This is a genomic window from Bradyrhizobium sp. DN3 (assembly GCF_041357655.1).
Classification (GTDB): Bacteria; Pseudomonadota; Alphaproteobacteria; order Rhizobiales; family Xanthobacteraceae; genus Bradyrhizobium.
The window spans coordinates 191,909-216,267 of sequence record NZ_JAULLN010000004.1; the positions used below are offsets into that span (position 1 = coordinate 191,909).

The following is a 24,359-nucleotide window of genomic DNA, read 5'->3' on the forward strand; positions in this document are numbered from 1 at the left end:
TTGTTTTGGCTAATGGCGCGACGCTCGCGCCGCCCGCCGATTGCCCTGACTATATCTCAAGTTCGACGAAGCGGCGCAGCTTGAAGACGAGGTCCGGCAGGGCCTGGCGGAACCGGGTCGCGTTCCGGAACGTGGTCGAGAACGGCGCGAAGGTGATCATGGCGTTCCAGTGCCGGTAGCCATAGACCGTGACCGAGACGCCGGTCGCCGGAAAATTCTCGATCTTGCGCAATTCACCAAGCACGAGATCGGCAATTGCTTCCGCAGGCAGCAATTTCTTGCCGTCTCGTGTGGTGGCGATTTTCGGAGGTGGCGCGACCGGCTTGGTCTCGGCTGGTACGGCTTCGGGGGCCGGCTCAGACTCCGCCGGCTCCGCATCGGTGCTGGACGGCTCGACCGCCTCGAACCCGTTCGTCGGCGCTGTCGGAGGAGCCTCGGTGAGCGGCGGCGGCGTCACGACGTCCGCGCGCTTGTTGCCTCCAAGGATGCTGGTGATCATGGCCACAAGGCCAGCATCCTTCCCGTCGTCACTCATTCCTTCCCCCGGACTTAAGCCTAATCTAGCACCGCGCGCCACAATGTATGTGGTTGGATCCCATGGCCAAGGCCATCCTGCAATGGGCAACGGCGACGCAGCCTCTGATCCGGTCGCGCCGCCATGCGATCCGCTACCGCTTATCGAACGGAATGTATTGCTGGTACTGCTTGGGCACCGAGCTGCGGTAGCGCGCGGGAACGGTGCCGGTGTCGATCGAATGATCGATCTCCTGCTGCCGCGTCATCTTCTTCTTCGCCGGCTTCTTCAATGCGCTCTTCTTGGAATCGGTCGGCTGGCTGGAGATGTCGGTGGTCGCAGCCGGTGCCGTCGTCGCGGCCGGCGCAGTGGTTGTCGCGGCAGGTGCAGCGGTTCCGCCGGCGGCCGGCGCGCTCTGCGCCAGCGCGAGCGGCGTTTGCATCATGAGCACCAGCGCTGCCGTTGCAGCCAGCAAATATGATTTCTGCATCAGAACCTCCAAAATGCCTGATCCGAATGAGGCAAGCCTAGTCCCACGGGATCGAGGCGTGCAAGGTCGTTGAGATAGGTCGGAACCTGTGCGCGAACTGTGGTGGAGATCACATTGTCCGGCGCCGGCTGCGTCACGATGTACATTATGTCGAACGCATCCCGCGTCGCGGACACCAACACAGCATGACCATGCGTCAGACAGGCCACGGGAACGCCAAGGCACGGCCGTTCCACCATGCTCGAAGGAGATTTGAAATGCGTCGCACCATCCTCACGCTTGCATCGTTCGCAACCGTGATCGCAGCGTCATTGTCGGCGGCGCCGGCCCAGGCCGCAAACGACAGATACTGCCTGCAAGGCCGCCAGTGGGGCTATCCCGGCAATTGCCAGTTCGCGAGCTATCAGCAATGTGCGGCCACCGCCTCCGGCACGTCGGCCTATTGCGGCATCAACCCGCGCTACGCGTACTCGCAGCCGTACTATTACTGACGACCTGACGAGCTGGCGGCGTGCGTGACCGCGCACGCCGCGCTGCTCTATGCGCGAATTCCGAGACCGGTCTCCTGAAGACGCGTCGCGAACCAGCGCGACAGCGCCTCGTCGACGAGGCCGCTGACGTAAACCTCCGACATCGTCACGTGGTGCGCGTCCAGCACCAGCAGCAAGCCGATCCAATAGGGAAACCAGACATGCACGTCGGTCAGCGCCCTCAGCTTGTGCTGATCGTGCTCGAGCGGGGTGTGATTGCTCGCCTTGCGGATCTCGACAGTGAGCAGATTGTTCGGGATCTCGCGCTGGTGCACGGCGACATCAGGATAGATCGATTTGCCGAGATGGTCGTCGGTCGAGATGATGCTGCCGTGCGGCAAATGCAGCGTGCGCTCGCCGAGCCGGTCGTAATTGCAGTCGACTGACCAGCCGGAGAACTGCTTCTCCAGGTGCACGGCGAAGCGGTGCGTGATCGCGCGCTCGCCGACGTCCTTCTCGAACAGGAATGCTTCCTGCGCGTAGAAGTCCCGGAGCGCCGCGATCACCTTGTTCAGCTCGGTCTGCATCGTGCCTCCGGGCCCACGGCGCTCCGTCTGTTGACGCCCTACATCTGAACTTCGATCAGCCGCGGGCCGGGCTCGGCGACGGCCTCAGTCAGCGCCTTGTTGAGCTCGTCGGCATTGGTGACGGCGCGGCCGGGCACGCCCATGCCCTTCGCCAGCGCGACGAAATCCAGCGTCGGGCGATCGAGCCGCAGCATGTCGTTGGCGCGCTGGCCGGGCTCGCCGGCGCCGACATTGTCGAACTCGCCGCGCAGGATCTGGTAGATGCGGTTGGCGAACACGATGGTGACGATGTTGAGGTTCTCGCGCGCTTGCGTCCACAGCGACTGGATCGTGTACATCGCGCTGCCGTCGCCGACCATGGTGATCACCTTGCGGTCCGGACAGGCGATCGCCGCGCCGATCGACAGCGGTGTCGAGAAGCCGATCGAGCCGCCCATGTTCTGGAGCCAGTCGTGCGGGGCGGCTGCCGCCGTCGGCGGGAAGAAGCCGCGGCCGGTGGTGAGGGATTCGTCGACCATGATCGCGTTCTCGGGAATCGCACAGGCGATCGCCTGCGCGATCGAGGCGAAAGTAAGCGCCCCGGTCGGCTTGACCAGTTCCTGCAACGCCTGCGGCTTGACGTCCCTAGCGCTGGCCTTCACAGCGCCGGCAAGCGCTTCCAGCGCCGCGACCGAGTTCTCGCCCCAGGAGGTCATGCGATGGACCTCGCAGCCCTGAGGTTTGAGCATGCTCGGCTTGTTCGGATAGGCGAAGAACGCCACGGGATCGTCGGACTCGACCAGCACGATGTGACGGAATTTTGCCAGCATCGGCAGCGCGTTCTCGATGACGTAATGGATGCGGTCGATCGAGAAACGGCCGCGGCCGCGCGCCATCTTCGGACGGAAGGTCGGGCCCATCACCGTGCAGCCGGTCTTGCCGGCGATGCGCTCGGCCAGCGCCAGGCCATGCTCGCTCAGCGCGCTGCCGGTCATCAGCAGCAGCGTGCCCTCGCCGTCGCGATGCAGGATTTTTGCGGCCTGCTCGACCGCCTGCGGCGAATAGCTCGCCCGCTGCTGCTCGGCCGGAACATCGGCGACGCCGTCGGCTTCGTTCCAGGCGGTGTCGGCAGGCAGGATCAGGGTCGCGATCTGCGGCGGCGCGCTTTTGGCGGCGGCAATCGCAGCGGCGCCGTCGGCAGCAACCGATTTGGAATCCGGCGAGGTGCGGACCCAGGATGACATCGGCCGGGCCAGGCCCTCGATGTCGGAGGTCAGCGGCGCGTTGTAGCCGATGTGGTAGACCGCGTGCTGGCCGACGATGTTGACGATGCCGGAATTGGCCTTCTTGGCGTTGTGCAGATTGGCAAGGCCGTTGGCGAGACCGGGGCCGAGATGCAGCAGCGTCGAGGCCGGCGTGCCCTTCATGCGGAAATAGCCGTCGGCGGCGCCCGTCACCACGCCTTCGAACAGCCCGAGCACGCAGCGCATGCCCGGTACGCGGTCGAGCGCTGCGACAAAATGCATCTCGGAGGTGCCGGGGTTGGTGAAGCAGACGTCCACCCCGCCCTTGACCATTGTCCGCACCAGGCTTTCCGCACCGTTCATTCCAAGGCTCCCACGACCGGCATTATCCAGATATCGGTTCGATCAATCATTGTTCGCGCGTGCCGTCAAAGCAATAGCCGCCATCGCTGCCCTGCCCCGCGTGACGATGCGCCGGCTTGGCTAATTCTTTTCGGCAAATTGGCGTGGTTGCCGATTTGGTAACGCCAATCGTTAAGCATGGTGTTCCTCACGGGGCCGTGGCTTGCGGAATGCCCGCAAATATGGCCTGTGGCTTCCATTGAATCGATTTTTTGCTGGGGGAGACAATGATCCGGTTTTTTGCCGCGCCGATCGCCGCCATCGCACTGCTGTCGGCCATGGCGGGCGGCGTGCTCGCCGAAGAGTTCGACACGCGCGACATCATGGGTGGCGGCCCGAACTTCTTCCGTTCCGGCGCAAATCCCGTCCCCCGCACCACCGTCATCTATAACGGCAGTTACGCCCCCGGCACGATCGTGGTGAACACCGGCGAGCGGCGGCTGTACCTGGTGCTCCAGAACGGCCAGGCGCTGCGCTACGGAATCGGCGTCGGCCGCGACGGCTTCCGCTGGGGCGGGGTGCACAAGATCACCGCCAAGAAGGAATGGCCGGCCTGGACGCCGCCGTCGCAGATGCTGGCCCGCCGGCCCGACCTGCCGCGCCACATGAAGGGCGGCCTCGACAATCCGCTCGGCGCCCGCGCGATGTATCTGGGCTCGACCCTCTATCGCATCCACGGCTCCAACGAGCCGGAGACGATCGGCCAGGCAGTGTCCTCGGGCTGCTTCCGCATGACCAATGAGGACGTCACCGATCTCTACAGCCGCGTCGCGGTCGGCACCACCGTGGTGGTGCTGAACAATTAGGCCGCTACAGCGGGAACCCGCGAGGCGCGTGAATTTGCGGGCTTGTGCGCGCGACGCGAATGCGGCAGCGTCGCACGACAATGAGCGCATTGAACCTGACCGCGCCCGCCTTCCGCATCGCCCTCTTGGCGCTCGCCGCGCTCACATTGGTGCCTGACACCGCTACCACGGCCCGAGCGGGTGAACTGCCCGCCATCGTCTCGCGCCAGCGCTCCGAGAAGAAGAGCTTCACCGACGGCGAGATCGTCGAGGGTTTTCTCAAGACGGCGTTCGGCGCCGAGTACCACCTCGCCGGCCGCGTCGACCGCATCCGCAAGTTCGACGGGCCGGTGCGCGTCTACGCCGAGGGCGATCGCGCCGATCGCAAGACGCAGCTTGCGAAGGTCGTGAACGACATCGCCACGCGCGTGCAGCATCTCGACATCGCCATGACCACGATCAGCGAGGCGGCGAATGTGCGGGTCAAGCTCGTGCGTGACCGCGATCTCTACCGCACCCTCACCAGCTTCTACGGCGCCGAGAAGGCGCGCGAGATCCGCACCTCGCTCGATCCGCAATGCCTGTCCGGCTTCCGCAAGAACGATAATTTCGAGATCGAGCATTCCGACGTCATCCTCACCGTCGACAACGGCGATTTCGTTTTCCTCGACTGCGCCTATGAGGAGCTGCTGCAATCGCTCGGCCCCATCAACGACACCACCAGCGTGCCCTGGACCATGTTCAACGACAACGTCTCGATGGGCTATTTCGACGTCTATGACCAGTACATCCTCAATTTGCTCTACGATCCCCGCATCAAGGCGGGCATGACGGTGGCGGAGGTCAAGGCGGTGCTGCCCGCCGTGCTCAAAGATGTGCGCGCCTGGGTGAAGCGGGTGAATGATCTGAAGGAGTGAGATGATCTTACCCTCCCCTGGAGGGGGAGGGTCGGCTCACATTTGAGCGCAGCGAAAATTTGAGACGGGGTGGGGTGACAGTCTCTCCACAGATGCAGTGCCCGAGTGGAGAGATCACCCCACCCCGCTCGCGCTGCGCGCGATCGACCCTCCCCCTCCAGGGGAGGGTAAGATCTCCGCCCTACTGCACCAGATCGGCTACCGTCGTTGCAGCCTTCAGGCCCGTGCCGGTGAGAACCGCCACCGTGGTTTCGTTCGCCTTGATGGCTCCGGCAGCGAACAGTTTGTCCAGCGCGGCGGCTGCGCTGGCGCTGGTCGGCTCGGCGAACAGGCCTTGCCGCGCGAGACGGCGCAGGGCAGCGACGATCTCATCCTCGGTGAGCGCGACGGTGCCGCCGCCGCTCTCGCGCAAGGCGCCGATGATCTCGCGCAGGCGCAGCGGATTCTTGATGGCGGTGCCTTCGGCGATGGTCTTGTGCACCTCGCGCGCGACAGGCGTATCCGCGCCGGCCTGGAAGCTTGCATCGATCGGCGAGCAGTTCAGCGGCTGCGCCGCGAACAGGCGCGGCAGTTTTGCGATCTGACCGGCCCTCAGCAACTCGCGGAAGCCGAAGGCGCAACCGAGCAGGCTGCTGCCGGCCCCGACCGGAACGATGACGTTGTCAGGCGCGCGGAAGGCAAGGTCTTCCCAGATCTCATAGGCGAGCGACTTGGTGCCTTCGAGGAAGAACGGCTGCCAATTGTGGCTGGCGTAAAAAGTCTGGTGCGACTGGCGGATGGCTTCGGCTTCCGACTCCTCGCGCGGACCCTCGACGAGCTGCACCGCGGCACCATAGGCGCGGACCTGCGCGATCTTGGCCGGCGAGGTCGAGGCGGGCGCGAGGATCTTCACCCGCATGCCGCCGGCGGCACCGAGCCCCGCCATCGACGAGCCACCATTGCCGGAGGAGTCCTCCAGCACCGCATTGACGCCGATCTGGCGCAGGAAGGACAGCATCACGGAAGAGCCCCGGTCCTTGAAGCTGCCAGTCGGATTGAACCATTCCAGCTTGAACAACGGCCGCAGCTCGCCCCACTCCTGCTGGACCAATGGCGTGCAGCCCTCGCCGAGCGTGATCGGCTTTGCGATCTCGACCGGCAGCGCCGCCCGGTAGCGCCAGAGCGATCGTGTGCGGCCATCGATGTCCTCGCGCGAGATACCGGCGCCCGGCGTCACCAGCAGCGGCGTGCGCTCGTCCGAGCACCAGCGCGGCTGGTCCAACGGGTAAAGCTGTCCGTTGCGGGGGTCGATGTAGCTGGCGGCGGGCATGGCAGTCTCCTGGGCAAGGCGATTCGTACGATCGGGTTGATGTCAGGTTTTGTCGAGAACCTGACGCCTGTCGCACGAAACGACGCAGCCCCCTTGAAAACATGAAAAATGAAAATATTTCAATCTCTTAAACTGGCCGCGCAGGCAGAGCGGCGAGGTCGGCCAACGCGGCGCGCGGTGTCAAGGGAGCCCGGCCAACGCGGTGACCGACGGGAATTTGGCAACAAAGGGCCCTGCCCGCCCGGCACGATTAACTTGTCTGTCGTCGCCGGCCGCTACAATATGTTGGATTGAGCTCGCGTCGCCGGTGTCCTCGACTGGCAACGCGACCGAGCCAGGCCCGTCCGAACGGCGGGCCGTTGGCTTTTTGGGAGCCTGGACATGAGCCGCGCGAACCGTACCGACCACATCCGCCTGACCTCCCATCCGGAGCCGGGCCGGAAGGCCGCCTTCCCGATCCATTGGGGCGCCGCCGACGCGCGCGCCCGCGGGCCGATCATCGGCACGGTGTCGCGCGCTGGGGATCGCAACGTGATCGGCAGCCATGGCGGATCCTACGCGATGTACCGGGCGCTCGCGGTGTCCGCCGGCGCGCTCGATCCGATCAGGCGTCCCGACCTCACCAACACGTTTCCGGCCGCGACCATCGGTCCGTTCCCGCAATGGAGTGATCCCACAAAAATCGTCGCGCTCGATCCCTGGGGGCATCTCGTCGCCGAAAACTTCCGCCAGGAGATCGCCGAAGGCGCCGACATCAGGCCAAGCATCGCGGTGACGCGAGCGCGGCTGGACCTGCCGGAGATCCGCGAGGCGCTGGCCGCAAAGCGGCTGCGCGCCGACGGCGAGGTCGTGCACGCCAATGGCAGCGTGTCGGTGGTCAAGGTCGCGATCGATCCGGTCTGGCACCTGCCCGGCCTTGCGCAGCGCTTCGGCACCAGCGAGACCGAGCTGCGCCGCACGCTGTTCGAGCAAACCGCCGGCATGTTCCCCGAGCTGGTGACGCGGCCGGACATGAAGGTGTTCCTGCCGCCGATCGGCGGCACCACCGTCTATATGTTCGGCGACGTCAGCAAGCTGCCGGACCATCGCACCAAGATCACCTGCCGCGTCCATGACGAGTGCAACGGCTCCGACGTGTTCGGCTCCGACATCTGCACCTGCCGGCCCTATCTGATCCACGGCATCGAGGAATCCGCGCGCGGCGCGCAGGAGGGCGGGCTCGGGCTCGTGGTCTACAACCGCAAGGAAGGCCGCGCGCTCGGCGAGGTCACGAAATTCCTGGTCTACAATGCGCGCAAGCGCCAGGAGGACGGCGACGCGGCCGCGGCCTATTTCGAACGCACCGAATGCGTCGCCGGCGTCCAGGACGCGCGCTTCCAGCAATTGATGCCGGATACCATCCATTGGCTCGGCTTGACCCGTATCGACCGCTTCCTGTCGATGAGCGACATGAAATACGACGCGCTGACCTCGCAAGGCATCGACATCGTCGAGCGCGTGCCGATCCCGCCGGAGCTGATCCCGGCCGACGCCTATGTCGAGATCGCCGCGAAGAAGGCCGCGGGCTATTACTCGACCGACATCGCGCCGGAGAAGGACGTGAACGGCGTGGTCGGCCGCTCGCTGGAAAAATACTGATCGCGTGATGTCGGACTCTTTGGAACGAGAGGCCCGCTCGCTGCTCAGCGCAGCAGCGGTACGCGCGCGCGCCGCGCAGATGCTCGAGCTCGGCCTGGCCGGCGGGCTGAGCCATTTCACGATCGATCTCGACCGCATGGACGGCGTTGCGGAGGCGGTGCTGGCGGTAACACGCAAGGCCTATCCGACGCTGGACATTCCCTTCCATGCACGGTGGCGGCATTTCGTGCTTGGCGGCGTCGATCGCTGGGCGGAGCTTGCGGACGCGACGTCCTGGCCCGATCGCGCGGCGCGGGCGCGCGCGGAGTTCGACCTTGCTATCATCAGCGTGCTGCTCGATGCCGGTGCGGGTGCGGTGTGGCGATATCGTGATGACGTGACGGGAGCAGACGTCGGCCGATCCGAGGGGCTCGCAATCGCGAGCCTCGACATGTTCAAGCGCGGACTGTTTTCCGGCGATGCGCGCGCGCCGTTCAGGGCCGATGCGGATGTGCTCGCGCAATTGCCCCTAGCTTCCCTTGCCTCTGCGTTTCAGGTCAACGAGGCGAACCCTCTGCTCGGTCTCGAAGGGCGCGCCGATCTGCTGCGGCGCCTAGGCAACCACGTTGCGAACTACCCTGAGATCTTTGCCCGGCGCGAAGCCCCGCGGCCGGGAGGGCTATTCGATTACATTGCAGCTCGAGCCGTAAGTGGCACTATTCACGCATCCGCCATCCTCTCTGCCGTGCTGAACGAGCTTGGGCCGATCTGGCCCTCGCGGCTCGAACTCGCGGGCGTCCCGCTCGGCGATTGCTGGCATCATCCGGCGATCAAGGCGAACGACTCAACAGAAGGCCTCGTGCCCCTGCACAAGCTGTCGCAATGGCTGAGCTACTCGCTGATCGAGCCGCTCCAGCGCGCCGGCCTCAAAATCACAGACATCGACGGCCTGACCGGGCTTGCCGAATACCGCAATGGCGGCCTGTTCGTCGATCACGAGGTGTTGCGCCTGCGCAATGCCGCGGACGCTGCGCGCGCGCATGCGGTGGATTCGCTGCTCGTCGTGGAATGGCGCGCGCTCACCGTGGCGTTGCTCGATCGGCTCGCGGAGCGCATCCGCGCCAAGCTCGGCCGCACGCCAGACACGCTGCCGCTCGCCAGCATTCTGGAAGGCGGCACCTGGGCAGCGGGCCGCGCTATTGCCTTCGCACGCCGTCCCGATGGTTCACCGCCTCTCAAGGTGATCAGCGACGGCACGGTTTTTTAACCCTCTCCCCTTGCGGGAGAGGGTGGCTTCGCGAAAGCGAAGCCGGGTGAGGGGTTCTCTCCGCGAACCCATCTCTCAGTGAAGTTCGCGGAGACGACCCCTCATCCGGCGCTTCGCGCCACCTTCTCCCGCAAGGGGAGAAGGAAGAAAGGCATCCCATCATGCAAGGCGTCACGATCGTTGATCACCCGCTGGTGCAGCACAAGCTGACACTGGTGCGGGACAAGTCCATTTCGACCAAGTCGTTTCGCGAGCTGATCAAGGAGATCGGCATGCTGCTCTGCTACGAGGTGACGCGCGATTTGCCGCTCACCGACGTCGTGGTCGACACGCCGCTGGCGCGGATGCACTCGGCCAAGATCGCCGGCAAGAAGCTGGTGTTCGTGCCGATGCTACGCGCCGGCACCACCTTCGTCGACGGCATGATGGACCTGGTGCCGACCGCGCGCGTCGCCCATATCGGACTCTACCGCGAGCCGCACAGCTTTGCCGCGGTCGAGTACTTCTTCAAATCGCCGTCCGATCTCGGCGAGCGCCTGGCGATCGTCGTGACGTCGGTGGTCGCCACCGCCAACACGGCCGTGGCCGCCATCGACCGGCTGAAGGAGCGCGGCGCCAAGGATATCCGCCTCGCCTGCCTGATCGCCGCGCCGGAAGGACTTGAGCGGCTGCGAGGTCTGCATCCGGACGTGCCGATCTGGACGGCGGCAGTGGATGAGGGGCTCGACGAGAACGGCTTTATCTTGCCGGGCCTCGGCGACGCCGGCGACCGCGCTTACGGGACGCGATAAGCGGAGCTAGATCTTCCCGCTGCCGCAAATGCCCTTCAGCGACTGCCACTCCTTGTTCGTCAGCAGCGGCGGGCCGCTGGCGGGGCGGTCTTCCTTGGTCATGCGCGCGAGGCGGTCTTCGGTGAGCGGGTGGCTGGCGAGGATATTTGTCAGACCAGAGCCGCCTTCCTTGCCGGTGATGCGGAACATCAGCTCGGCCGCGGGTTTTGGCGAGCGGCCGAGCGCATGCATGGTCTCGATGGCGAAGGTGTCGGCGCCGGTCTCGGCCTCGCGCGAATAGGAGGCTTCGACCACACTGCGCGAGGCGAAGATCACGGCCGAGGAGCCGGTGACGTCGCCGAACAGCAGGCCGATCAGGAACGAGGTGCCGCCGTTGTAGATCAGGCCGCGCATGTTGTCGTGATGCTTGAGATGGCCGAGCTCGTGCGCGAGGATGCCGGCGAGTTCGTCGGGGCTTTCGGCCTTGTCGAGCAGGCCCTTCAGCACGAACACCTTGCCGCCCGGCAGCGCGAACGCGTTCGGCACCGGGCTCGGCAGCACGCCTGCCATCGTGGAATCGTCGTCGAGCCCGGCGGCATCGCGCAGGCGGTTGACGAGCTTTGTGAATGCGGCCTTGCCCGCGGGGTCCTCGCACACTCTGCGGCCGAAGATGGTCTTGACCTGAACCTCAGACGCATCGCCAATGCGTCGCTCGATCGGTTTCGGCACCAGCGGCGCGAGCCGGTCGGCGGCGAGCGGCACACCGAACAACACGACACAGACGATGGAGACGGCGGCGGCCACCGACCAGCCCACGATCTTTGCGACGCCGCGGCGCGAGGTCTGGTGCTCGTCGAGCCACAAGCATCGCGCGGTGAGATCCGCTGCAAGCGCGGCATCACGGATCTCGAGCCGCGCGAGCGGCGGCACTGACGTCGATGCCAAGCGCAAAACCCCGTCCGGGCCGTCGGCACGACGGATATCGGCATAGGCCCAGCGAACCGGCGCTTCGCCGTCCTCGGCGATCTCGAGCGCGTCACCGAGCGATAGCATCACCTGACGCCTGCGGCTCGAGACGCCGTCGAAGAAGATCGTCGGCTTGACGGACTGCTTCGGGGCCTCGGCAGACAACTCACTCACAGCTCAAAATCCTGCAACATCCAATCCATCGGCAAAGCCTTCGCCGAGCGCGCTGGCGAGCTTTCCGCTGCCGCGCACATCCGCTGCGGCCGCGATGTTGTGCACCTCGACGGTCTCCAGCACCTTGGCCCAGAGATCGCGCTGAAGATAGACCCGCATGACGATGTTGACGGCAAGGGCGAGCGCGAAATAGCCGATCACCATCATCACAACCATCGGGATGCTCTTGGCAGCATTGCCAGCCCCGAACGCCTCCTCGGCCGTAACTCCGGTCAGCGTGACGACGAGAAAGGCGCCGCCGCCCATGTAGGCCGCGAAGGCGGTCGTGAGCAGCACCCACCAGCCGATCACCTTCCAGTACAGGCCGTAGAAGGCGTCATGAGGCAGGCGCGAGGACAGGCTGACGCCGCCGATACGGATGCCGTCGAGCCACCAGCGCCATTCGCGTGCCTTGAACTCGGCGTAGAAGAACGGCGCGAGCGGGAAGATCAGCAGCGCGATAGGGCTGAGCAGCCACAGCCACCAGCCGCGCTTGAAGAACGTCCAGCCGTCGCCTTCGAAATCGCCGGTGAGATCGCCGTAATGGGTGTGCTGCATCTTGTAGCGTTCGAGTGCAGCCTCGCGCCAGGGCAGCGCCAGGCCGAGCGTCAGGAACACCAGCACACCCCACAGCATGGCGCGGAGCGAATAGGCCCAGCCCGAGCCATCCATCCAGAACCGCACGCCGCGCCAGACCGTACGCGTCAGGCGATAGCGCCGCGCGCGAAAAATCGCGAATTGGCCGAAGGCGTAGAAGGCGATGAAGAGTGGCGTCGAGGCAAAACCCTGCCAGCGCTCGAATTCGATGCCAACAAGAAAATACGCGAGATAGATCGGCATCAAGATCGCAAGCGCGAACAGGAAGCCGACCAAGAGCTCCTTAGCTCGTCCGGTGTATTCGGCGGCATCACCGTCCACCGCGGTGTTCGTCCACAGATGACGGCGAATGTCGGTGACGAGCCAGAACCGGTAGAAGCCGAAGGTGACGAGTTCGAGCATGGCCCCCTTGGTGACCAATTTGCGGAACTCGGAGCGGTTGCCGGTGAAATCGACCCGCGTGGGTGGCAGCGGCGGCGGGACGGGTTCGGAGCCGATGGGGGCCCATTGCATGTCGTTCACGGCGGCAACCTCGGGGTGCGGATCTGTTACGGCCAAACTATAGATCAGAGGTTAGTCGATCCCCAAGATGACCGGGTTCGATTTACCCCGATTCCAGTTGGTTTCTTGCATGATTCCGCCGTTAGAGGCGTGATGGGGATCACGTTGCAAATCTGTCCTCCCGTAGCCTGGATGGAGCGCAGCGCAATCCGGGTCAGCGGTCGTGGCGGCCCGAACCCCGGATTACGCTTGCGCTCCATCCAGGCTACGCACCTCCCGCAAAGGTTGGATGTGGCAAACTCTCCCTTGCTCCGGCGCAGACAACCGGCTGTAATTGCAAATCAAATACCGCAGCGCAGAATTCAACGAGAACGCGCGGTTCACCACAGGGAGAGCGGTCATGCATGGGACCATCGAGAGCGCGGCCACGCTCGACGCACTTCGCGCACGCGCCACGTCGCTGCCGCTGGAGCAATTCGACCCGGGCGATCCTGAATTGTTCAGGACCGATACGTTCTGGCCCTATTTCGACCGCCTGCGCCGGGAAGATCCGGTGCACTACTGCAAGGACTCGATGTTCGGGCCGTATTGGTCGGTGACGCGCTACAACGACATCATGGAGATCGAGACCAATCATTCGGTGTTCTCCTCGGCCTCCTCGCTCGGCGGCATCACCATCCGCGACATCGATCCGGACTTGCGTCGCGAGAGCTTCATCTCGATGGACCCGCCGCGGCATGCGGCGCAGCGCAAGACCGTGGCGCCGATGTTCACGCCGACGCATCTGGACAATCTCGCGCTGAACATCCGCAAGCGCTCGGCCGAGTGCCTGGACAACCTGCCGCGTGACGAGGTGTTCGACTGGGTCGACCACGTTTCGATCGAACTCACCACGCAGATGCTGGCGGTGCTGTTCGACTTCCCCTGGGAGGACCGCCGCAAGCTGACGCGCTGGTCCGACATCGCCACCACCATTCCCGGCCCCGACGGCCTCGTCGCGAGCGAAGACGAACGGCAGGCCGAGCTGACGGAATGCGCGGCGTATTTCTCTCGCCTCTGGAAAGAGCGCATCGCGCAGCCGCCGAAGAGCGACCTGTTGTCGATGATGGCGCATGGCACTGCTACGCGCGACATGGATGCGAAGAACTTCCTCGGCAATCTCATCCTGTTGATCGTCGGCGGCAATGATACCACCCGCAACACCATGTCGGGCTCGCTTCTCGCGCTGAGCCAGCATCCGGAGCAGTACCGCAAGCTGCGCCAAAACCCCGATCTGCTCGACAGCTTCGTGCCGGAGGTGATCCGCTGGCAGACGCCGCTCGCGCATATGCGGCGCACGGCGCTCTCCGATTTCGAGTTCCGCGGCAAGCAGATCAAGAAGGGTGACAAGGTCGTGATGTGGTACGTCTCGGGCAACCGCGACGAGGCGGCGATCGAGAAGCCCTACGATTTCATCATCGATCGCGCCCGCCCGCGCACCCACCTTTCCTTCGGCTTCGGCATCCACCGCTGCGTGGGCTTGCGGCTTGCCGAACTCCAGCTCAAGATTATTTGGGAAGAAATTCTCAAGCGCTTCGACCATATTGATGTGGTCGGCGAACCCAAGCGGGTCTATTCGAGTTTCGTCAAAGGACTTGAGACGCTGCCGGTGAAGATTGCGGCGTGAGTTAACTCCCTCTCCCCGTCCTTACGGGGAGAGGGTCGGGGTGAGGGGCTCTCTCCGCGAGCACGCTGAGAGACGGACTCGTGGAGAGTCCCCCTCACCCGGATTGCATCTTTGATGCAATCCGGCCTCTCCCCGCAAGCGGGGAGAGGCGAAGGAAGATCAACTGGAGCCACGACGATGAACATCCAAGCGCCGGTTAAAGTGGACAAGGCCGAACGCATGCGCAGGGCCCGCGAGGAGGCCTATGCGACGCCGCTGGCGCAATTCCACCCCGGCGCGCCCCGGCTGTTCCAGGACGACACGCTGTGGCCGTGGTTCGAGCGGCTGCGCAAGGAAGAGCCGGTGCATTACTGCACCAATGCGCCGATCGAGCCGTACTGGTCGGTGGTGAAGTACAACGACATCATGCATGTCGACACCAATCACGGCATCTTCTCCTCGGACTCGACGCTCGGCGGCATCTCGATTCGCGACGTGCCGGAGGGCTACGACTGGCCGAGCTTCATCGCCATGGACCAGCCCCGGCATTCGGCGCAGCGCAAGACGGTGTCGCCGATGTTCACCCCTCAGCATCTCGACGAACTGGCAAAACTGATCCGGCAGCGCTCGCAGACCGTGCTGGACAATCTGCCGCGCAACGAGACCTTCAACTTCGTCGAGCGCGTCTCGATCGAGCTGACGACGCAGATGCTGGCGACACTGTTCGACTTCCCCTGGGAGGAGCGGCGCAAGCTGACGCGCTGGTCCGACGTCTCGACCGCGCTGCCCAAGAGCGGCATCGTCGCCTCGGCCGAGGAGCGCCGCCGCGAGATGGACGAGTGCTACGCCTACATGTCCAAGCTGTGGAACCAGCGCGTCAACTCGGCGCCGCGCAACGATTTGCTGTCGCTGATGGCGCATAACGACGCCACGCGGTTCATGGATTCCGACAATCTCATGGGCAACATCATCCTGCTCATCGTCGGCGGCAACGACACCACGCGCAACACCATGACCGGCTCGGTGCTGGCGCTGAATGAGAACCCCGAGCAGTACGACAAGCTGCGTGCCAACCCGGCGCTGATCGATTCCATGGTGCCCGAGGTGATCCGCTGGCAGACGCCGCTGGCACATATGCGGCGCACCGCGCTTGCCGACACCGAGATCGGCGGCAAGCCGATCAAGAAGGGCGACCGCGTCGTGATGTGGTACGTCTCCGGCAACCGCGACGAGGAGATGTTCGAGAAGCCGAACGACTTCATCATCGACCGCCCGCGCCCGCGCACCCATCTTTCCTTTGGCTTCGGCATCCACCGCTGCGTCGGCATGCGTCTCGCCGAGCTCCAGCTCCGCATCGTCTGGGAGGAGATGCTGAAGCGGTTCGACCGTATCGAGGTGGTCGGCGAGCCCAAGCGGATCTATTCGAGCTTCATCAAGGGGTATGAGTCGCTGCCGGTGCGGATTCCGGGGTAGGCCCTCATCCTCCGTCATTGCGAGGAGCTCTTGCGACGAAGCAATCCAGACTGCCGCCGCGGAGGAATTCCTGGATTGCTTCGCTGCGCTCGCAATGACGAGGTTTTGCACACTCGTAGCCGCGGCGCGTTGACGCCCGCCAGCTATAAAATTCCGGCATGACAGCTCGCTCAAGATGCGAAGGGCCGGCTGCGGGCTTGTGCCCTAAACCGCTGGCGCGGCAGCGTTCGGTGCGCTCCCTCGCCCCGCTTGAGGGGAGAGGCGAAGATCACGCGAGCCTGATGTCCCACACCCCTTCCTTGCGGCAGGCGGCGACTTCCTCGCGCAGGAGCGCGGTGATGGCGAGCGAGGCCGTCGAGGCCGGACGATCGATCGGAGAAGCGAAAATGAGCTCGCGGGTCATCGGCTTGGAAACGGGCGCGGTCTCCAGTCGCCCGTCTGCGACCTCGCCGTGGACGGATGACGGCGGCAGCAGCGCGAAACCGAGGCCCTCCTCGACCAGGCTCGTCAGCACGCGGAACGAATCCGCTTCTAACTGGACGTCGAGCTTGATCTTGCGCTGGGCGGCCGCGTGCTCGATCAGGGCGCGAAGGCCGTGGGAATGACTCGGCAGCACCAGCCGCTGCCGCAGCAGCCAGCCGATATCGACGCTCTTCTTGCGCGCGAGACCACAGCCGCGCGGGCCGACCGCGACGATGTTGTCGCGCCCCAAGCTCTGCACATTGAGATGCAGATCGGCCGAGCGGCCATAGAGGATGGCGAGATCCATCTCGCCGCGATGCAGCCATTCGACGAGATGGCCGCTGTAGCTCTCGACGATGCGCAGCGAGATACCGGGAAATTTCTCGACGCAGCGCCGCGCAAAGCGCGCCGACAGCACGCAGCTCACGGTCGGAACCAGGCCGAGCACAACCTGGCCGGAGGGCGGACCCTTGGCCGACTGGATGTCGTCGCGGATCTGGTCGATCTGCCGCACGATGCCGGAGGTGCGCGCGAGCAGCAGGCGGCCAGCCTCGGTCAGCACCATGCCGCGGCCGTTGCGCGTGAAAAGATCGGTGCGCAGCTCGTGTTCCAGGAGCTTGATCTGGCGACTCAGCGCCGGCTGCGCCACGCGCAACGTATCGGACGCCTTGGACAGGCTGCCGAGCTCCGCCACGCAACTGAAGGTCCTGAGCTGACGGAAATCCATGCTTGCCAATCCTGGAAGGCTACTTCATACGCTATAACAAATGAGCATAGGGGGCTGGCGTTGTTTTCACAACGCCTGAGGATTGGCCGGCGTTATCTTAACTGCCGCTATCGATTGGAAACGCCATGAGTCAAGAACACCACAGCGAAGATTATGCCGACATCCGCGAGGCGATCGCCAAGCTTTGCGCGCAGTTTCCCGGCGAATATTGGCGCAAGCTCGATCGCGAGATGGCTTACCCCAAGGCCTTCGTGGATGCGCTGACTGAGGCCGGCTATCTCTCGGTGCTGATCCCCGAGGAATATGGCGGCGCGGGGCTGAAGCTTTCCGCAGCGGCGGCGATCCTCGAAGAGATCCAGCGCGCGGGGTGCAACGGCGGCGGCTGCCACGCCCAAATGTACACGATGGGCACGGTGCTGCGGCACGGCAATGCCGAGCAGAAGGCGAAGTATCTGCCGAAAATCGCGAGCGGCGAATTGCGCCTGCAGGCGTTCGGCGTCACCGAGCCGACCAGCGGCACCGACACCACCTCGCTGAAAACCTTCGCGCGCAAAGAAGGCAACGACAGCTACATCGTCAACGGCCAGAAGATCTGGACCAGCCGCGCCGAGCATTCCGACCTGATGATCCTGCTCGCGCGCACCACGCCGAAGGAGCAGGTCAAGAAGCGCACGGACGGGCTTTCGGTGTTCATCGTCGACATGCGCGAGGCCAAGAACCATGGCCTGGAGATCCGCCCGATCCGCACCATGATGAACCACGCCACCACGGAAGTGTTCTTCACCGACATGAAGGTGCCGGCCGAGAATCTGATCGGCGAGGAAGGCAAGGGCTTTCGCTACATCCTCTCCGGCATGAATGCCGAGCGCATTTTGATTGCGGCTGAATGCGTCGGCGACGCCAAATGGTTCATCGCGAAGGCCACCAATTACGCCAAGGAGCGCGCAGTCTTCGGCCGTCCGATCGGCCAAAATCAAGGCATCCAGTTCCCGATCGCCAAGGCCTACGCTTCGATGCGTGCCGCCGAGCTGATGGTGAAGGAAGCGACGCGCAAATACGAGGCCGGCCTCGACTGCGGCGCCGAGGCCAACATGGCGAAAATGCTCGCGGCGGATGCGTCCTGGGAGGCGGCCAATGCCTGCATCCAGACCCATGGCGGCTTTGGATTTGCCGAGGAATACGACGTCGAGCGTAAGTTCCGCGAGACGCGGCTCTATCAGGTGGCGCCGATCTCGACCAATCTCGTGCTGTCCTATGTCGCCGAGCACGTGCTCGGCATGCCCCGCTCATACTGAGGTCGCGCCATGGGAGCACTGGACGGGATCAGGGTGATTGCGGTCGAGCAGGCGGTCGCGGCGCCGTTCTGTTCATCACGCTTGGCGGATGCCGGCGCGGAGGTGATCAAGATCGAGCGGCCCGAGGGCGATTTCGCCCGCGGCTATGACGCGGCGGCCAAGGGCCAGAGCAGCTATTTCGTCTGGCTCAACCGCGGCAAGCAATCGGCGGTGGTCGATCTCGCAACGAAAGAAGGCTGCGCGGAGCTGGAGAAGCTGATCGCGAGCGCCGACGTGCTGATCCAGAACCTCAAGCCGGGCTCAATGGACAAGCTCGGCTTCTCGCGCGAGCGGCTGCTGAAGGACTATCCCAAGCTGATCTCATGCACCATCACCGGCTATGGCGATGAGGGTCCCTACGCGCATCGCAAGGCCTATGATCTCCTGATCCAGGCGGAAAGCGGCCTCGCCTCGATCACCGGCAATCCCGACGGCGCCTCGCGCGTCGGCATGTCGATCGTTGACGTCGCAACCGGCGCCACCGCACATGCGGCGATCCTGGAAGCGCTGATCGCACGCGGGCGCACCGGCAAGGGCGCCGACATCCGCATCTCCATGTTCGACGTGATGGCCGATTGGTGCACTGTGCCGCTGCTCAACTCGGAAGCCGGCAATCCGCCCAAGCGCATGGGCCTGCGCCATCCCTCGATCGCGCCCTACGGCGTATTCACCTCCAAGGACGGCAAGGACATCCTGATCTCGATCCAGAGCGAGCGCGAGTGGAAGACGCTCTGCGCCAAGGTGCTGGACCAGCCGGATCTGCCGAGCGATCCGCGCGTCGCCAACATGGTCGAGCGCGTGCGCAACCGCGACTTCACCGATAAGACGGTCGCAGATATCTTTGGCAAGATGACGCGCGACGAGCTTCTGAAGCGGCTGTCGGACGCCGACATCGCCTTTGCCGAGGTCAACACCATGGCCGACCTCACCAGCCATCCGCATCTGCGCCGCATCGAGGTCGACACGCCGAACGGCCGCGTCAGCTATCCCGCGCCGGCGCCGATCATCGTCGGCGAGACGCGCTCGTATGGCCCGGTGCCCGCCATCGGCGAGCGTCCCCAATCCAGGAAATAACAAGAGCGAGGCGTCATGACCGACAAGCTCGACATCGACCATTTGCGGCAATGGATCGGCCGCAGCACGGAGGCCACTGACATCGTCACCGCGCAGCTCGTGAAGGGCCTGCGCGCGACGCTGTTCCAGGAGGTCGGCAAGCCCAAGACCGGCGATGCCGCACCGTTCACGGTGCATTGGTGCCTGGCGCAGCCGGTGTTTCCGATGTCGATGCTCGGCCCCGACGGTCACCCGACCCGCGGCGGCTTCCTGCCGCCGGTGCCGCTGCCGCGCCGGATGTGGGCCGGCGGCGAGATCGAATTTTTGCAGCCGCTACGCGTCGGCGACGATTCGACGCGGACCTCGCGCATTGCCGACGTACAGGTGAAATCAGGCTCGACCGGCACGCTGTGCTTCGTCTCGGTCGAGCACAGCATCTCTTCGCCGCGCGGGCTCGCCATTCGCGAGCGGCAGGACATCGTCTATCGCGAGATGACGAGCAGCGCGCCGGCGCCCGCAAAGGCTCCGCCCCCGCCACCGAAGGCGCAGCATCGCGAAACCCATGTCTCGGATCCCGTGCTGCTGTTCCGCTACTCCGCGCTGACCTTCAACGGCCACCGCATCCATTACGACCGCGACTACGTCACCAAGGTCGAGGGCTATCCGGGCTTGATCTTCCACGGGCCGTTGCAGGCGGCGCTGATCGTCGAGATGGCGGCCCGCTTGCGCGACGGCAAGGCGCCGAAGAGGTTCACTTATCGCGGTGTGCAGCCGCTGTTCGAAGGCACGGAGTTCTCCATCAACGCGAATGACAGCGGCGAGAGCATGGAGCTGTGGACTGCGAACGCGGAAGGGCAGCCGACGATGAAGGGGACGGCGGTGTGGTAAGCCACCGCGGCCTCCTCGTCATTGCGAGGAGCGAAGCGACGAAGCAATCCAGACTGCCACCGCGGCGACAGCCTGGATTGCTTCGCTTCGCTCGCAATGACGAGTGCGGGGCTGCTACCTTCGCTAAACAACAAGGGACGGAAACCAATGTCCAAGAACGGCAAGACCGGCAGCAAATCCGTCACCGTGAAGCAGGCAACGCTCGGCCTGCTGCGATCCTTCGGTATCAATAAGGTGTTCGGCAACCCCGGTTCGACCGAGCTGCCGTTCCTGAGCGACTGGCCCGATGACATCGACTACGTCCTGGCGCTGCAGGAAGCCAGCGCGGTCGGCATGGCCGACGGCTACGCCCAGGCGACGCGCAATGCCGGCTTCGTCAATTTGCATTCGGCGGCCGGCGTCGGCAACGCGCTCGGCAACATCTACACCGCGCATCGCAACCAGACACCGCTCGTGATCACCGCGGGCCAGCAGGCGCGCTCGATCCTGCCGCTACAGGCATTCCTCTATGCCGAGCGCGCCTCCGAGTTTCCGCGGCCTTACGTCAAATATAGCGTCGAGCCGGCGCGGCCCGAGGACGTGCCGGCCGCGATCGCGCGCGCGTATTACACGGCGATGCAGCCGCCGTGCGGCCCGACCTTCGTGTCGATCCCGATCGACGACTGGGCGCATGCGGCAGCTCCCATCGAGGCGCGCAAGGTCAGCCGCGAGATCGGGCCCGAACCTGACGCGATGCAGGCGCTGGTGAAGGCGCTGACGTCGAGCAAGCACCCCGCGCTCGTGGTCGGTCCCGGCGTCGACCGCGCCGGCGCGGTCGACCTGATGGTGCGCGTCGCCGAGAAGGCCAAGGCCAGCGTCTGGGTCAGCCCGTTCTCGGCGCGCTGCTCGTTTCCCGAGCGGCATCCGCAATTCGCGGGCTTCCTGCATGCGTCGCCCGCGCAGCTATCCGATGCGCTGCGCGAGCACGACCTCGTGGTCGTCATCGGCGCGCCGGTGTTCACTTTCCATGTCGAGGGCCATGCCGCGATTTTCGACGGCGGTGCGACGATCTTCCAGATCACGGATGATCCGGATGCGGCGGCGGTGACGCCGGTCGGCACCAGCATCATCGCCACCATGAAGCCGGCGCTGAGCCTGCTGCTCGACCTTTTGCCGGAGAGCAAGCGGTCAACGCCGAAAGGCCGCACGCTGCCGCCGCCGCCGCAAGCCGCCGATCCGCTGCCCGTCGACTTCCTGCTGCATTCGTTGTCGCAGGCGATGCCTGAGGGCGCGTCGCTCGTCGAGGAGGTGCCGTCGCACCGGCCGGCGATGCAAAAGTTCATGCCGATGCGCGGCCAGGACAGTTTTTACACGATGGCGAGCGGCGGCCTCGGCTACTCCCTGCCCGCCGCGGTCGGCATGGCGCTCGGCAAGCCGAAGCAGCGCACGGTCTGCCTGATCGGCGACGGCTCGGCGATGTATTCGATCCAGGCGCTATGGACCGCTGCGCAGCGCAAGCTGCCGCTCACCGTCGTCGTCATCAACAATTCCGGCTACGGCGCCATGCGCTCATTCAGCCAGGTGATGCAGGTGCGTAACGTGCCGGGGCTGGAGCTGCCGGGGATCGATTTCGTGCGGCTCGCCGAAGGCATGGGCTGCCATGCGGTGCGGGTGAGCAAGGCGGCGGAGTTGAGCGAAGCACTGAAGCGCGGGATGGCACACGAGGGCACGAGCCTCGTCGAGGTGATCGTGGATGCGGCGGTGCCGGTGCTGTACGGGCAGAAGCATTGACACTGTCGTAGCCCGGATGGAGCAAAGCGAAATCCGGGACTCCTGCCACAAGCGAGTTGGTCCCGGATTACGCTGCGCTCCATCCGGGCTACGACATCACGACGCCAAAAATCCTCCATCCGCCGCGAGCACGTGTCCCACGACATACGACGACGCGTCCGACGCCAGCCACACCACCGCCTCCGCCACTTCCTCCGGGCTCCCCATCCGCCGCAGCGGCAGGCCGGCGCTCACGGTTGCGACATCGCCGACGCCGGCGCGTAGCATCATGTCGGTGACGACGCGGCCTGGTGCGATGGCGTTGATGCGGATGCCTCGCGGGGCATTCTCCATCGCGGCCGAACGCGTCAGCGAGATCGCGGCGGCCTTGGAGGCCGAGTAGAGCGAGAAGCCGGGATTGGGATTGCGCACGCCGCTGACGGAGGCGTTGACGACGATGCTGCCGCGGCCTTGCGCGAGCATAACAGGCAATTGATGGCGCAGGCACAGGAACAACGCGCGGACATTGGTGTCGAACACGCTGTCGTAGATCTCCGTGCCCTGCTCCTCCAGCGGCGCGCGGCGCTCCTGGAATCCGGCATTGTTGAAGGCGACGTCGAGCCGGCCGCAACGCGTCACGGCCGTGCTGACGAGGCGCGCGACGTCGTCCTCTCGCGTGATGTCGGTCTTGACCGGAATGGCGAGCGCACCGAGCTCGCCGCATGCCGCGGCGGTGGCTTCGATCTCGGCCTCGCGCCGCCCCGCGACAAAAATCGCTTCCGCGCCTTCGGACGCCATCCGTAGCGCGGTGGCGCGGCCGATGCCGCTGCCGCCGCCCGTCACCAAGCAGACTTTGCCCCTCATCCGCATCCCCGCCGGCAAAGTTCCGCTCATGGCTCACTCCAAAACGCTTGCGCGCGCCGTTGCACGCATATAGTTGTATGATACAACTATATGCGGAGTAAAGATGGCCGAGCTTTCGCTGATCGACGACATCCGTGCCGCCTCGCGCCTGATGGTGCGCGAGCTCGGCTTCATGGACGCCACGGTAGCGGCATCGGACTATCCGCCGTCGGCGGTGCACACCATCCTGGAAATCGGCATCCGCGGGCCCACGACCTCGGGAGAGCTCGGCGATTTCCTGCGGTTGGAGAAATCCAGCGTCAGCCGCCTGGTGCGCAAGCTGATCGACTGCGGCGAGCTCAGGGAGACGCCAGATGAGCTTGATGCACGCAGCAAGCTGCTGTCGCTGACAGCGAAGGGACGGCGCACGCTGGAGGCGCTGCACGCGTTTGGGCGCCAGCAGGTGAGCGGAGCGCTGGCGGCGCTGACGGAGGCGGAGCAGCACACCGTGCGCGAGGGGATGATGCTCTATGCGCGGGCGCTCAGGCAGAGCCGGGCGGAGGAGGAGATGGCGGAGTGCGGCGTAGCCGTGTAGCTCGCCCCATCGTCGTCCTGGCGAAAGCCAGGACCCATTACCCCAAGGAGTAGTTTGGCGAAGACTTGCCGTTCGGTACTCCTATCGCGGCTAGATCGGTAGACCTCGCGGTATGGGTCCTGGCCTTCGCCAGGACGACACCGAAATTGCGGCACTCCCTCCCTACTTCCCGAACTCCTCCCGCATCTTCGCCTGGATCTTGGCCATGCCGCCGATCCAGCGGTCGTAATTCTCGGTCTTCTTGCGCATGTAGCCGAGCACCTGGGGATGCGGCAGGATCAGGAACGTCTCCTGTTCGAGGCCGGCGAGCACGTCTTTCGCCACCTGCTCCGGCGTCAGGTCGCCGTCGCCGGATTGCGGGCCTTTCGGGATCGAGCGCAGCATGTTGGTGTCGACGCCCTGCGGGCAGAGGATCGAGACCTTGATGTTGTGGGCCTTGTGCGAGATCGCGAGATTTTCGGCAAAGCCGACCGCGGCGTGCTTCGTCGTCGAATAAGCCGGGCTGCCGACCTGCGACAACAGGCCCGCGGCCGAGATCGTGTTGAGGAAATAGCCGCCGCCGCGCGCCCTCATGCGCGGGACCAGATGCCGCGCGGCATAGACGTGGGCCATGACGTGGATCGCCCAGCTGCGCTGCCATGGCTCGTCGGAGGCGCCGCCGGCATTTTCCGACATCGGATCGAAGCCGCCGCCGATGCCGGCATTGGAGCAGAACAATTCGATCGGGCCGAACTGCCGCTCGGTCTCCTCGATGACGTGCGCAATGTCCTTTTCCTGCGCGACGTCGCATTTGAAGGCGGCACCATCCACCATGGCCGCGACCGCCCTCGCATTGGCGGCGTCCATGTCCGCGACGACGACCTTGGCTGCACCCGCCCCTTGAAAAGCCTCGCACAGCGCCTTGCCGATGCCATTGGCGCCGCCCGTGACGACCACGACCTTGCCAGTCACCTGCATGCGAC

23 protein-coding genes are annotated in these 24,359 nt (G+C 65.0%); 13 read left to right on the forward strand and 10 right to left on the reverse strand.

What is annotated here, in order from left to right:
• Positions 1-49 precede the first annotated feature (49 nt).
• Together AAE027_RS08200 and AAE027_RS08205 are read right to left on the reverse strand one after the other, a co-directional pair.
• Positions 50-535 (reverse strand): hypothetical protein, encoded by a 486-nt coding sequence (locus AAE027_RS08200; RefSeq protein WP_370986160.1) that lies wholly within the window; start codon positions 533-535, stop codon positions 50-52.
• 133 nt (positions 536-668) lie between these two features.
• Positions 669-1,004, reverse strand: a complete 336-nt coding sequence (locus tag AAE027_RS08205) for a hypothetical protein (protein WP_370986161.1) — start codon at positions 1,002-1,004, stop codon at positions 669-671.
• 257 nt (positions 1,005-1,261) lie between these two features.
• Here AAE027_RS08205 and AAE027_RS08210 point away from each other — a divergent pair, with 257 nt between their 5' ends.
• Positions 1,262-1,495: a DUF3551 domain-containing protein gene (locus AAE027_RS08210; RefSeq protein ID WP_370986162.1), complete on the forward strand. Its 234-nt coding sequence runs from the start codon at positions 1,262-1,264 to the stop codon at positions 1,493-1,495.
• A gap of 47 nt (positions 1,496-1,542) precedes the next feature.
• Here the strand turns inward: AAE027_RS08210 and AAE027_RS08215 are convergent, their stop codons facing one another.
• Both AAE027_RS08215 and AAE027_RS08220 read right to left on the reverse strand, forming a co-directional pair.
• Positions 1,543-2,061: a hypothetical protein gene (locus AAE027_RS08215; RefSeq protein ID WP_370986163.1), complete on the reverse strand. Its 519-nt coding sequence runs from the start codon at positions 2,059-2,061 to the stop codon at positions 1,543-1,545.
• 38 nt (positions 2,062-2,099) lie between these two features.
• The gene (locus tag AAE027_RS08220) at positions 2,100-3,647 is read right to left on the reverse strand and encodes an acetolactate synthase large subunit (protein ID WP_370986164.1); all 1,548 of its coding nucleotides are present in this window, start codon (positions 3,645-3,647) and stop codon (positions 2,100-2,102) included.
• Positions 3,648-3,913: 266 nt separating this feature from the next.
• Between AAE027_RS08220 and AAE027_RS08225 the strand changes: the two genes are divergently transcribed.
• Positions 3,914-4,492, forward strand: a complete 579-nt coding sequence (locus AAE027_RS08225) for a L,D-transpeptidase (protein ID WP_370986165.1) — start codon at positions 3,914-3,916, stop codon at positions 4,490-4,492.
• A gap of 80 nt (positions 4,493-4,572) precedes the next feature.
• Positions 4,573-5,388 (forward strand): DUF2927 domain-containing protein, encoded by an 816-nt coding sequence (locus AAE027_RS08230; protein WP_370986166.1) that lies wholly within the window; start codon positions 4,573-4,575, stop codon positions 5,386-5,388.
• A 181-nt stretch (positions 5,389-5,569) separates the two neighbouring features.
• Here AAE027_RS08230 and AAE027_RS08235 read toward each other — a convergent pair whose 3' ends face one another.
• A complete protein-coding gene (locus AAE027_RS08235) occupies positions 5,570-6,697 on the reverse strand; it encodes a threonine synthase (protein ID WP_370986167.1) in 1,128 nt (375 codons plus the stop codon).
• A 381-nt stretch (positions 6,698-7,078) separates the two neighbouring features.
• Here AAE027_RS08235 and AAE027_RS08240 point away from each other — a divergent pair, with 381 nt between their 5' ends.
• From AAE027_RS08240 to upp, 3 genes are all read left to right on the forward strand, one after another.
• Positions 7,079-8,335 carry a GTP cyclohydrolase II gene (locus AAE027_RS08240; RefSeq protein ID WP_370986168.1) on the forward strand — a complete coding sequence of 419 codons (1,257 nt, stop codon included), beginning with the start codon at positions 7,079-7,081 and terminating at the stop codon, positions 8,333-8,335.
• A gap of 7 nt (positions 8,336-8,342) precedes the next feature.
• Positions 8,343-9,581 (forward strand): URC4/urg3 family protein, encoded by a 1,239-nt coding sequence (locus tag AAE027_RS08245; protein ID WP_370986169.1) that lies wholly within the window; start codon positions 8,343-8,345, stop codon positions 9,579-9,581.
• Positions 9,582-9,742: 161 nt separating this feature from the next.
• Complete coding sequence (gene upp / locus AAE027_RS08250; protein WP_091881044.1) at positions 9,743-10,372, forward strand: uracil phosphoribosyltransferase; 630 nt, start codon at positions 9,743-9,745, stop codon at positions 10,370-10,372.
• A gap of 6 nt (positions 10,373-10,378) precedes the next feature.
• Here upp and AAE027_RS08255 read toward each other — a convergent pair whose 3' ends face one another.
• A complete protein-coding gene (locus AAE027_RS08255; RefSeq protein ID WP_370986170.1) occupies positions 10,379-11,491 on the reverse strand; it encodes a M48 family metallopeptidase in 1,113 nt (370 codons plus the stop codon).
• A gap of 3 nt (positions 11,492-11,494) precedes the next feature.
• A complete protein-coding gene (locus AAE027_RS08260) occupies positions 11,495-12,640 on the reverse strand; it encodes a YjgN family protein (RefSeq protein ID WP_370986504.1) in 1,146 nt (381 codons plus the stop codon).
• Positions 12,641-13,028: 388 nt separating this feature from the next.
• Between AAE027_RS08260 and AAE027_RS08265 the strand changes: the two genes are divergently transcribed.
• On the forward strand, positions 13,029-14,294 hold the full coding sequence (locus AAE027_RS08265) for a cytochrome P450 (RefSeq protein WP_370986171.1): 1,266 nt from the start codon (positions 13,029-13,031) through the stop codon (positions 14,292-14,294).
• A 177-nt stretch (positions 14,295-14,471) separates the two neighbouring features.
• Positions 14,472-15,746, forward strand: coding sequence for a cytochrome P450 (locus AAE027_RS08270; protein ID WP_370986172.1), 1,275 nt, complete (start codon positions 14,472-14,474; stop codon positions 15,744-15,746).
• 268 nt (positions 15,747-16,014) lie between these two features.
• Here AAE027_RS08270 and AAE027_RS08275 read toward each other — a convergent pair whose 3' ends face one another.
• Complete coding sequence (locus AAE027_RS08275) at positions 16,015-16,935, reverse strand: LysR substrate-binding domain-containing protein (RefSeq protein ID WP_091881052.1); 921 nt, start codon at positions 16,933-16,935, stop codon at positions 16,015-16,017.
• Positions 16,936-17,060: 125 nt separating this feature from the next.
• Here AAE027_RS08275 and AAE027_RS08280 point away from each other — a divergent pair, with 125 nt between their 5' ends.
• The 4 genes from AAE027_RS08280 to mdlC all read left to right on the forward strand — a co-directional run bounded on the left by AAE027_RS08280 (position 17,061) and on the right by mdlC (position 21,980).
• Positions 17,061-18,230, forward strand: a complete 1,170-nt coding sequence (locus AAE027_RS08280; protein ID WP_370986173.1) for an acyl-CoA dehydrogenase family protein — start codon at positions 17,061-17,063, stop codon at positions 18,228-18,230.
• A gap of 9 nt (positions 18,231-18,239) precedes the next feature.
• Positions 18,240-19,343, forward strand: coding sequence for a CaiB/BaiF CoA transferase family protein (locus AAE027_RS08285; protein ID WP_370986174.1), 1,104 nt, complete (start codon positions 18,240-18,242; stop codon positions 19,341-19,343).
• Between the two features lie 15 nt (positions 19,344-19,358).
• Complete coding sequence (locus AAE027_RS08290; protein WP_370986175.1) at positions 19,359-20,210, forward strand: HTD2 family dehydratase; 852 nt, start codon at positions 19,359-19,361, stop codon at positions 20,208-20,210.
• Between the two features lie 147 nt (positions 20,211-20,357).
• Entirely contained in the window at positions 20,358-21,980 is a 1,623-nt protein-coding gene (gene mdlC, locus AAE027_RS08295) for a benzoylformate decarboxylase (protein WP_370986176.1), read from the forward strand.
• 96 nt (positions 21,981-22,076) lie between these two features.
• Here mdlC and AAE027_RS08300 read toward each other — a convergent pair whose 3' ends face one another.
• Positions 22,077-22,853, reverse strand: a complete 777-nt coding sequence (locus tag AAE027_RS08300) for an SDR family NAD(P)-dependent oxidoreductase (RefSeq protein WP_370986177.1) — start codon at positions 22,851-22,853, stop codon at positions 22,077-22,079.
• 73 nt (positions 22,854-22,926) lie between these two features.
• Between AAE027_RS08300 and AAE027_RS08305 the strand changes: the two genes are divergently transcribed.
• Entirely contained in the window at positions 22,927-23,397 is a 471-nt protein-coding gene (locus AAE027_RS08305) for a MarR family winged helix-turn-helix transcriptional regulator (RefSeq protein WP_370986178.1), read from the forward strand.
• Positions 23,398-23,559: 162 nt separating this feature from the next.
• Here the strand turns inward: AAE027_RS08305 and AAE027_RS08310 are convergent, their stop codons facing one another.
• Positions 23,560-24,354 (reverse strand): SDR family oxidoreductase, encoded by a 795-nt coding sequence (locus AAE027_RS08310; protein WP_370986179.1) that lies wholly within the window; start codon positions 24,352-24,354, stop codon positions 23,560-23,562.
• Between the last annotated feature and the right edge of the window lie 5 nt (positions 24,355-24,359).

What these genes read in the sequence shown, in the direction of transcription:
- AAE027_RS08210 (WP_370986162.1), top strand. Translation starts at nt 1,262, where the DNA reads ATGCGTCGCACCATCCTCACGCTTGCATCGTTCGCAACCGTGATCGCA.
- AAE027_RS08300 (WP_370986177.1), bottom strand. Translation starts at nt 22,853, where the DNA reads ATGAGCGGAACTTTGCCGGCGGGGATGCGGATGAGGGGCAAAGTCTGC.
- AAE027_RS08235 (WP_370986167.1), bottom strand. Translation starts at nt 6,697, where the DNA reads ATGCCCGCCGCCAGCTACATCGACCCCCGCAACGGACAGCTTTACCCG.
- AAE027_RS08230 (WP_370986166.1), top strand. Translation starts at nt 4,573, where the DNA reads ATGAGCGCATTGAACCTGACCGCGCCCGCCTTCCGCATCGCCCTCTTG.
- upp (WP_091881044.1), top strand. Translation starts at nt 9,743, where the DNA reads ATGCAAGGCGTCACGATCGTTGATCACCCGCTGGTGCAGCACAAGCTG.
- AAE027_RS08305 (WP_370986178.1), top strand. Translation starts at nt 22,927, where the DNA reads ATGGCCGAGCTTTCGCTGATCGACGACATCCGTGCCGCCTCGCGCCTG.
- AAE027_RS08270 (WP_370986172.1), top strand. Translation starts at nt 14,472, where the DNA reads ATGAACATCCAAGCGCCGGTTAAAGTGGACAAGGCCGAACGCATGCGC.
- AAE027_RS08290 (WP_370986175.1), top strand. Translation starts at nt 19,359, where the DNA reads ATGACCGACAAGCTCGACATCGACCATTTGCGGCAATGGATCGGCCGC.
- AAE027_RS08280 (WP_370986173.1), top strand. Translation starts at nt 17,061, where the DNA reads ATGAGTCAAGAACACCACAGCGAAGATTATGCCGACATCCGCGAGGCG.
- AAE027_RS08225 (WP_370986165.1), top strand. Translation starts at nt 3,914, where the DNA reads ATGATCCGGTTTTTTGCCGCGCCGATCGCCGCCATCGCACTGCTGTCG.
- AAE027_RS08200 (WP_370986160.1), bottom strand. Translation starts at nt 535, where the DNA reads ATGAGTGACGACGGGAAGGATGCTGGCCTTGTGGCCATGATCACCAGC.
- AAE027_RS08265 (WP_370986171.1), top strand. Translation starts at nt 13,029, where the DNA reads ATGCATGGGACCATCGAGAGCGCGGCCACGCTCGACGCACTTCGCGCA.
- AAE027_RS08240 (WP_370986168.1), top strand. Translation starts at nt 7,079, where the DNA reads ATGAGCCGCGCGAACCGTACCGACCACATCCGCCTGACCTCCCATCCG.
- AAE027_RS08310 (WP_370986179.1), bottom strand. Translation starts at nt 24,354, where the DNA reads ATGCAGGTGACTGGCAAGGTCGTGGTCGTCACGGGCGGCGCCAATGGC.
- AAE027_RS08205 (WP_370986161.1), bottom strand. Translation starts at nt 1,004, where the DNA reads ATGCAGAAATCATATTTGCTGGCTGCAACGGCAGCGCTGGTGCTCATG.
- mdlC (WP_370986176.1), top strand. Translation starts at nt 20,358, where the DNA reads ATGTCCAAGAACGGCAAGACCGGCAGCAAATCCGTCACCGTGAAGCAG.
- AAE027_RS08275 (WP_091881052.1), bottom strand. Translation starts at nt 16,935, where the DNA reads ATGGATTTCCGTCAGCTCAGGACCTTCAGTTGCGTGGCGGAGCTCGGC.
- AAE027_RS08285 (WP_370986174.1), top strand. Translation starts at nt 18,240, where the DNA reads ATGGGAGCACTGGACGGGATCAGGGTGATTGCGGTCGAGCAGGCGGTC.
- AAE027_RS08245 (WP_370986169.1), top strand. Translation starts at nt 8,343, where the DNA reads ATGTCGGACTCTTTGGAACGAGAGGCCCGCTCGCTGCTCAGCGCAGCA.
- AAE027_RS08220 (WP_370986164.1), bottom strand. Translation starts at nt 3,647, where the DNA reads ATGAACGGTGCGGAAAGCCTGGTGCGGACAATGGTCAAGGGCGGGGTG.
- AAE027_RS08260 (WP_370986504.1), bottom strand. Translation starts at nt 12,640, where the DNA reads ATGCAATGGGCCCCCATCGGCTCCGAACCCGTCCCGCCGCCGCTGCCA.
- AAE027_RS08215 (WP_370986163.1), bottom strand. Translation starts at nt 2,061, where the DNA reads ATGCAGACCGAGCTGAACAAGGTGATCGCGGCGCTCCGGGACTTCTAC.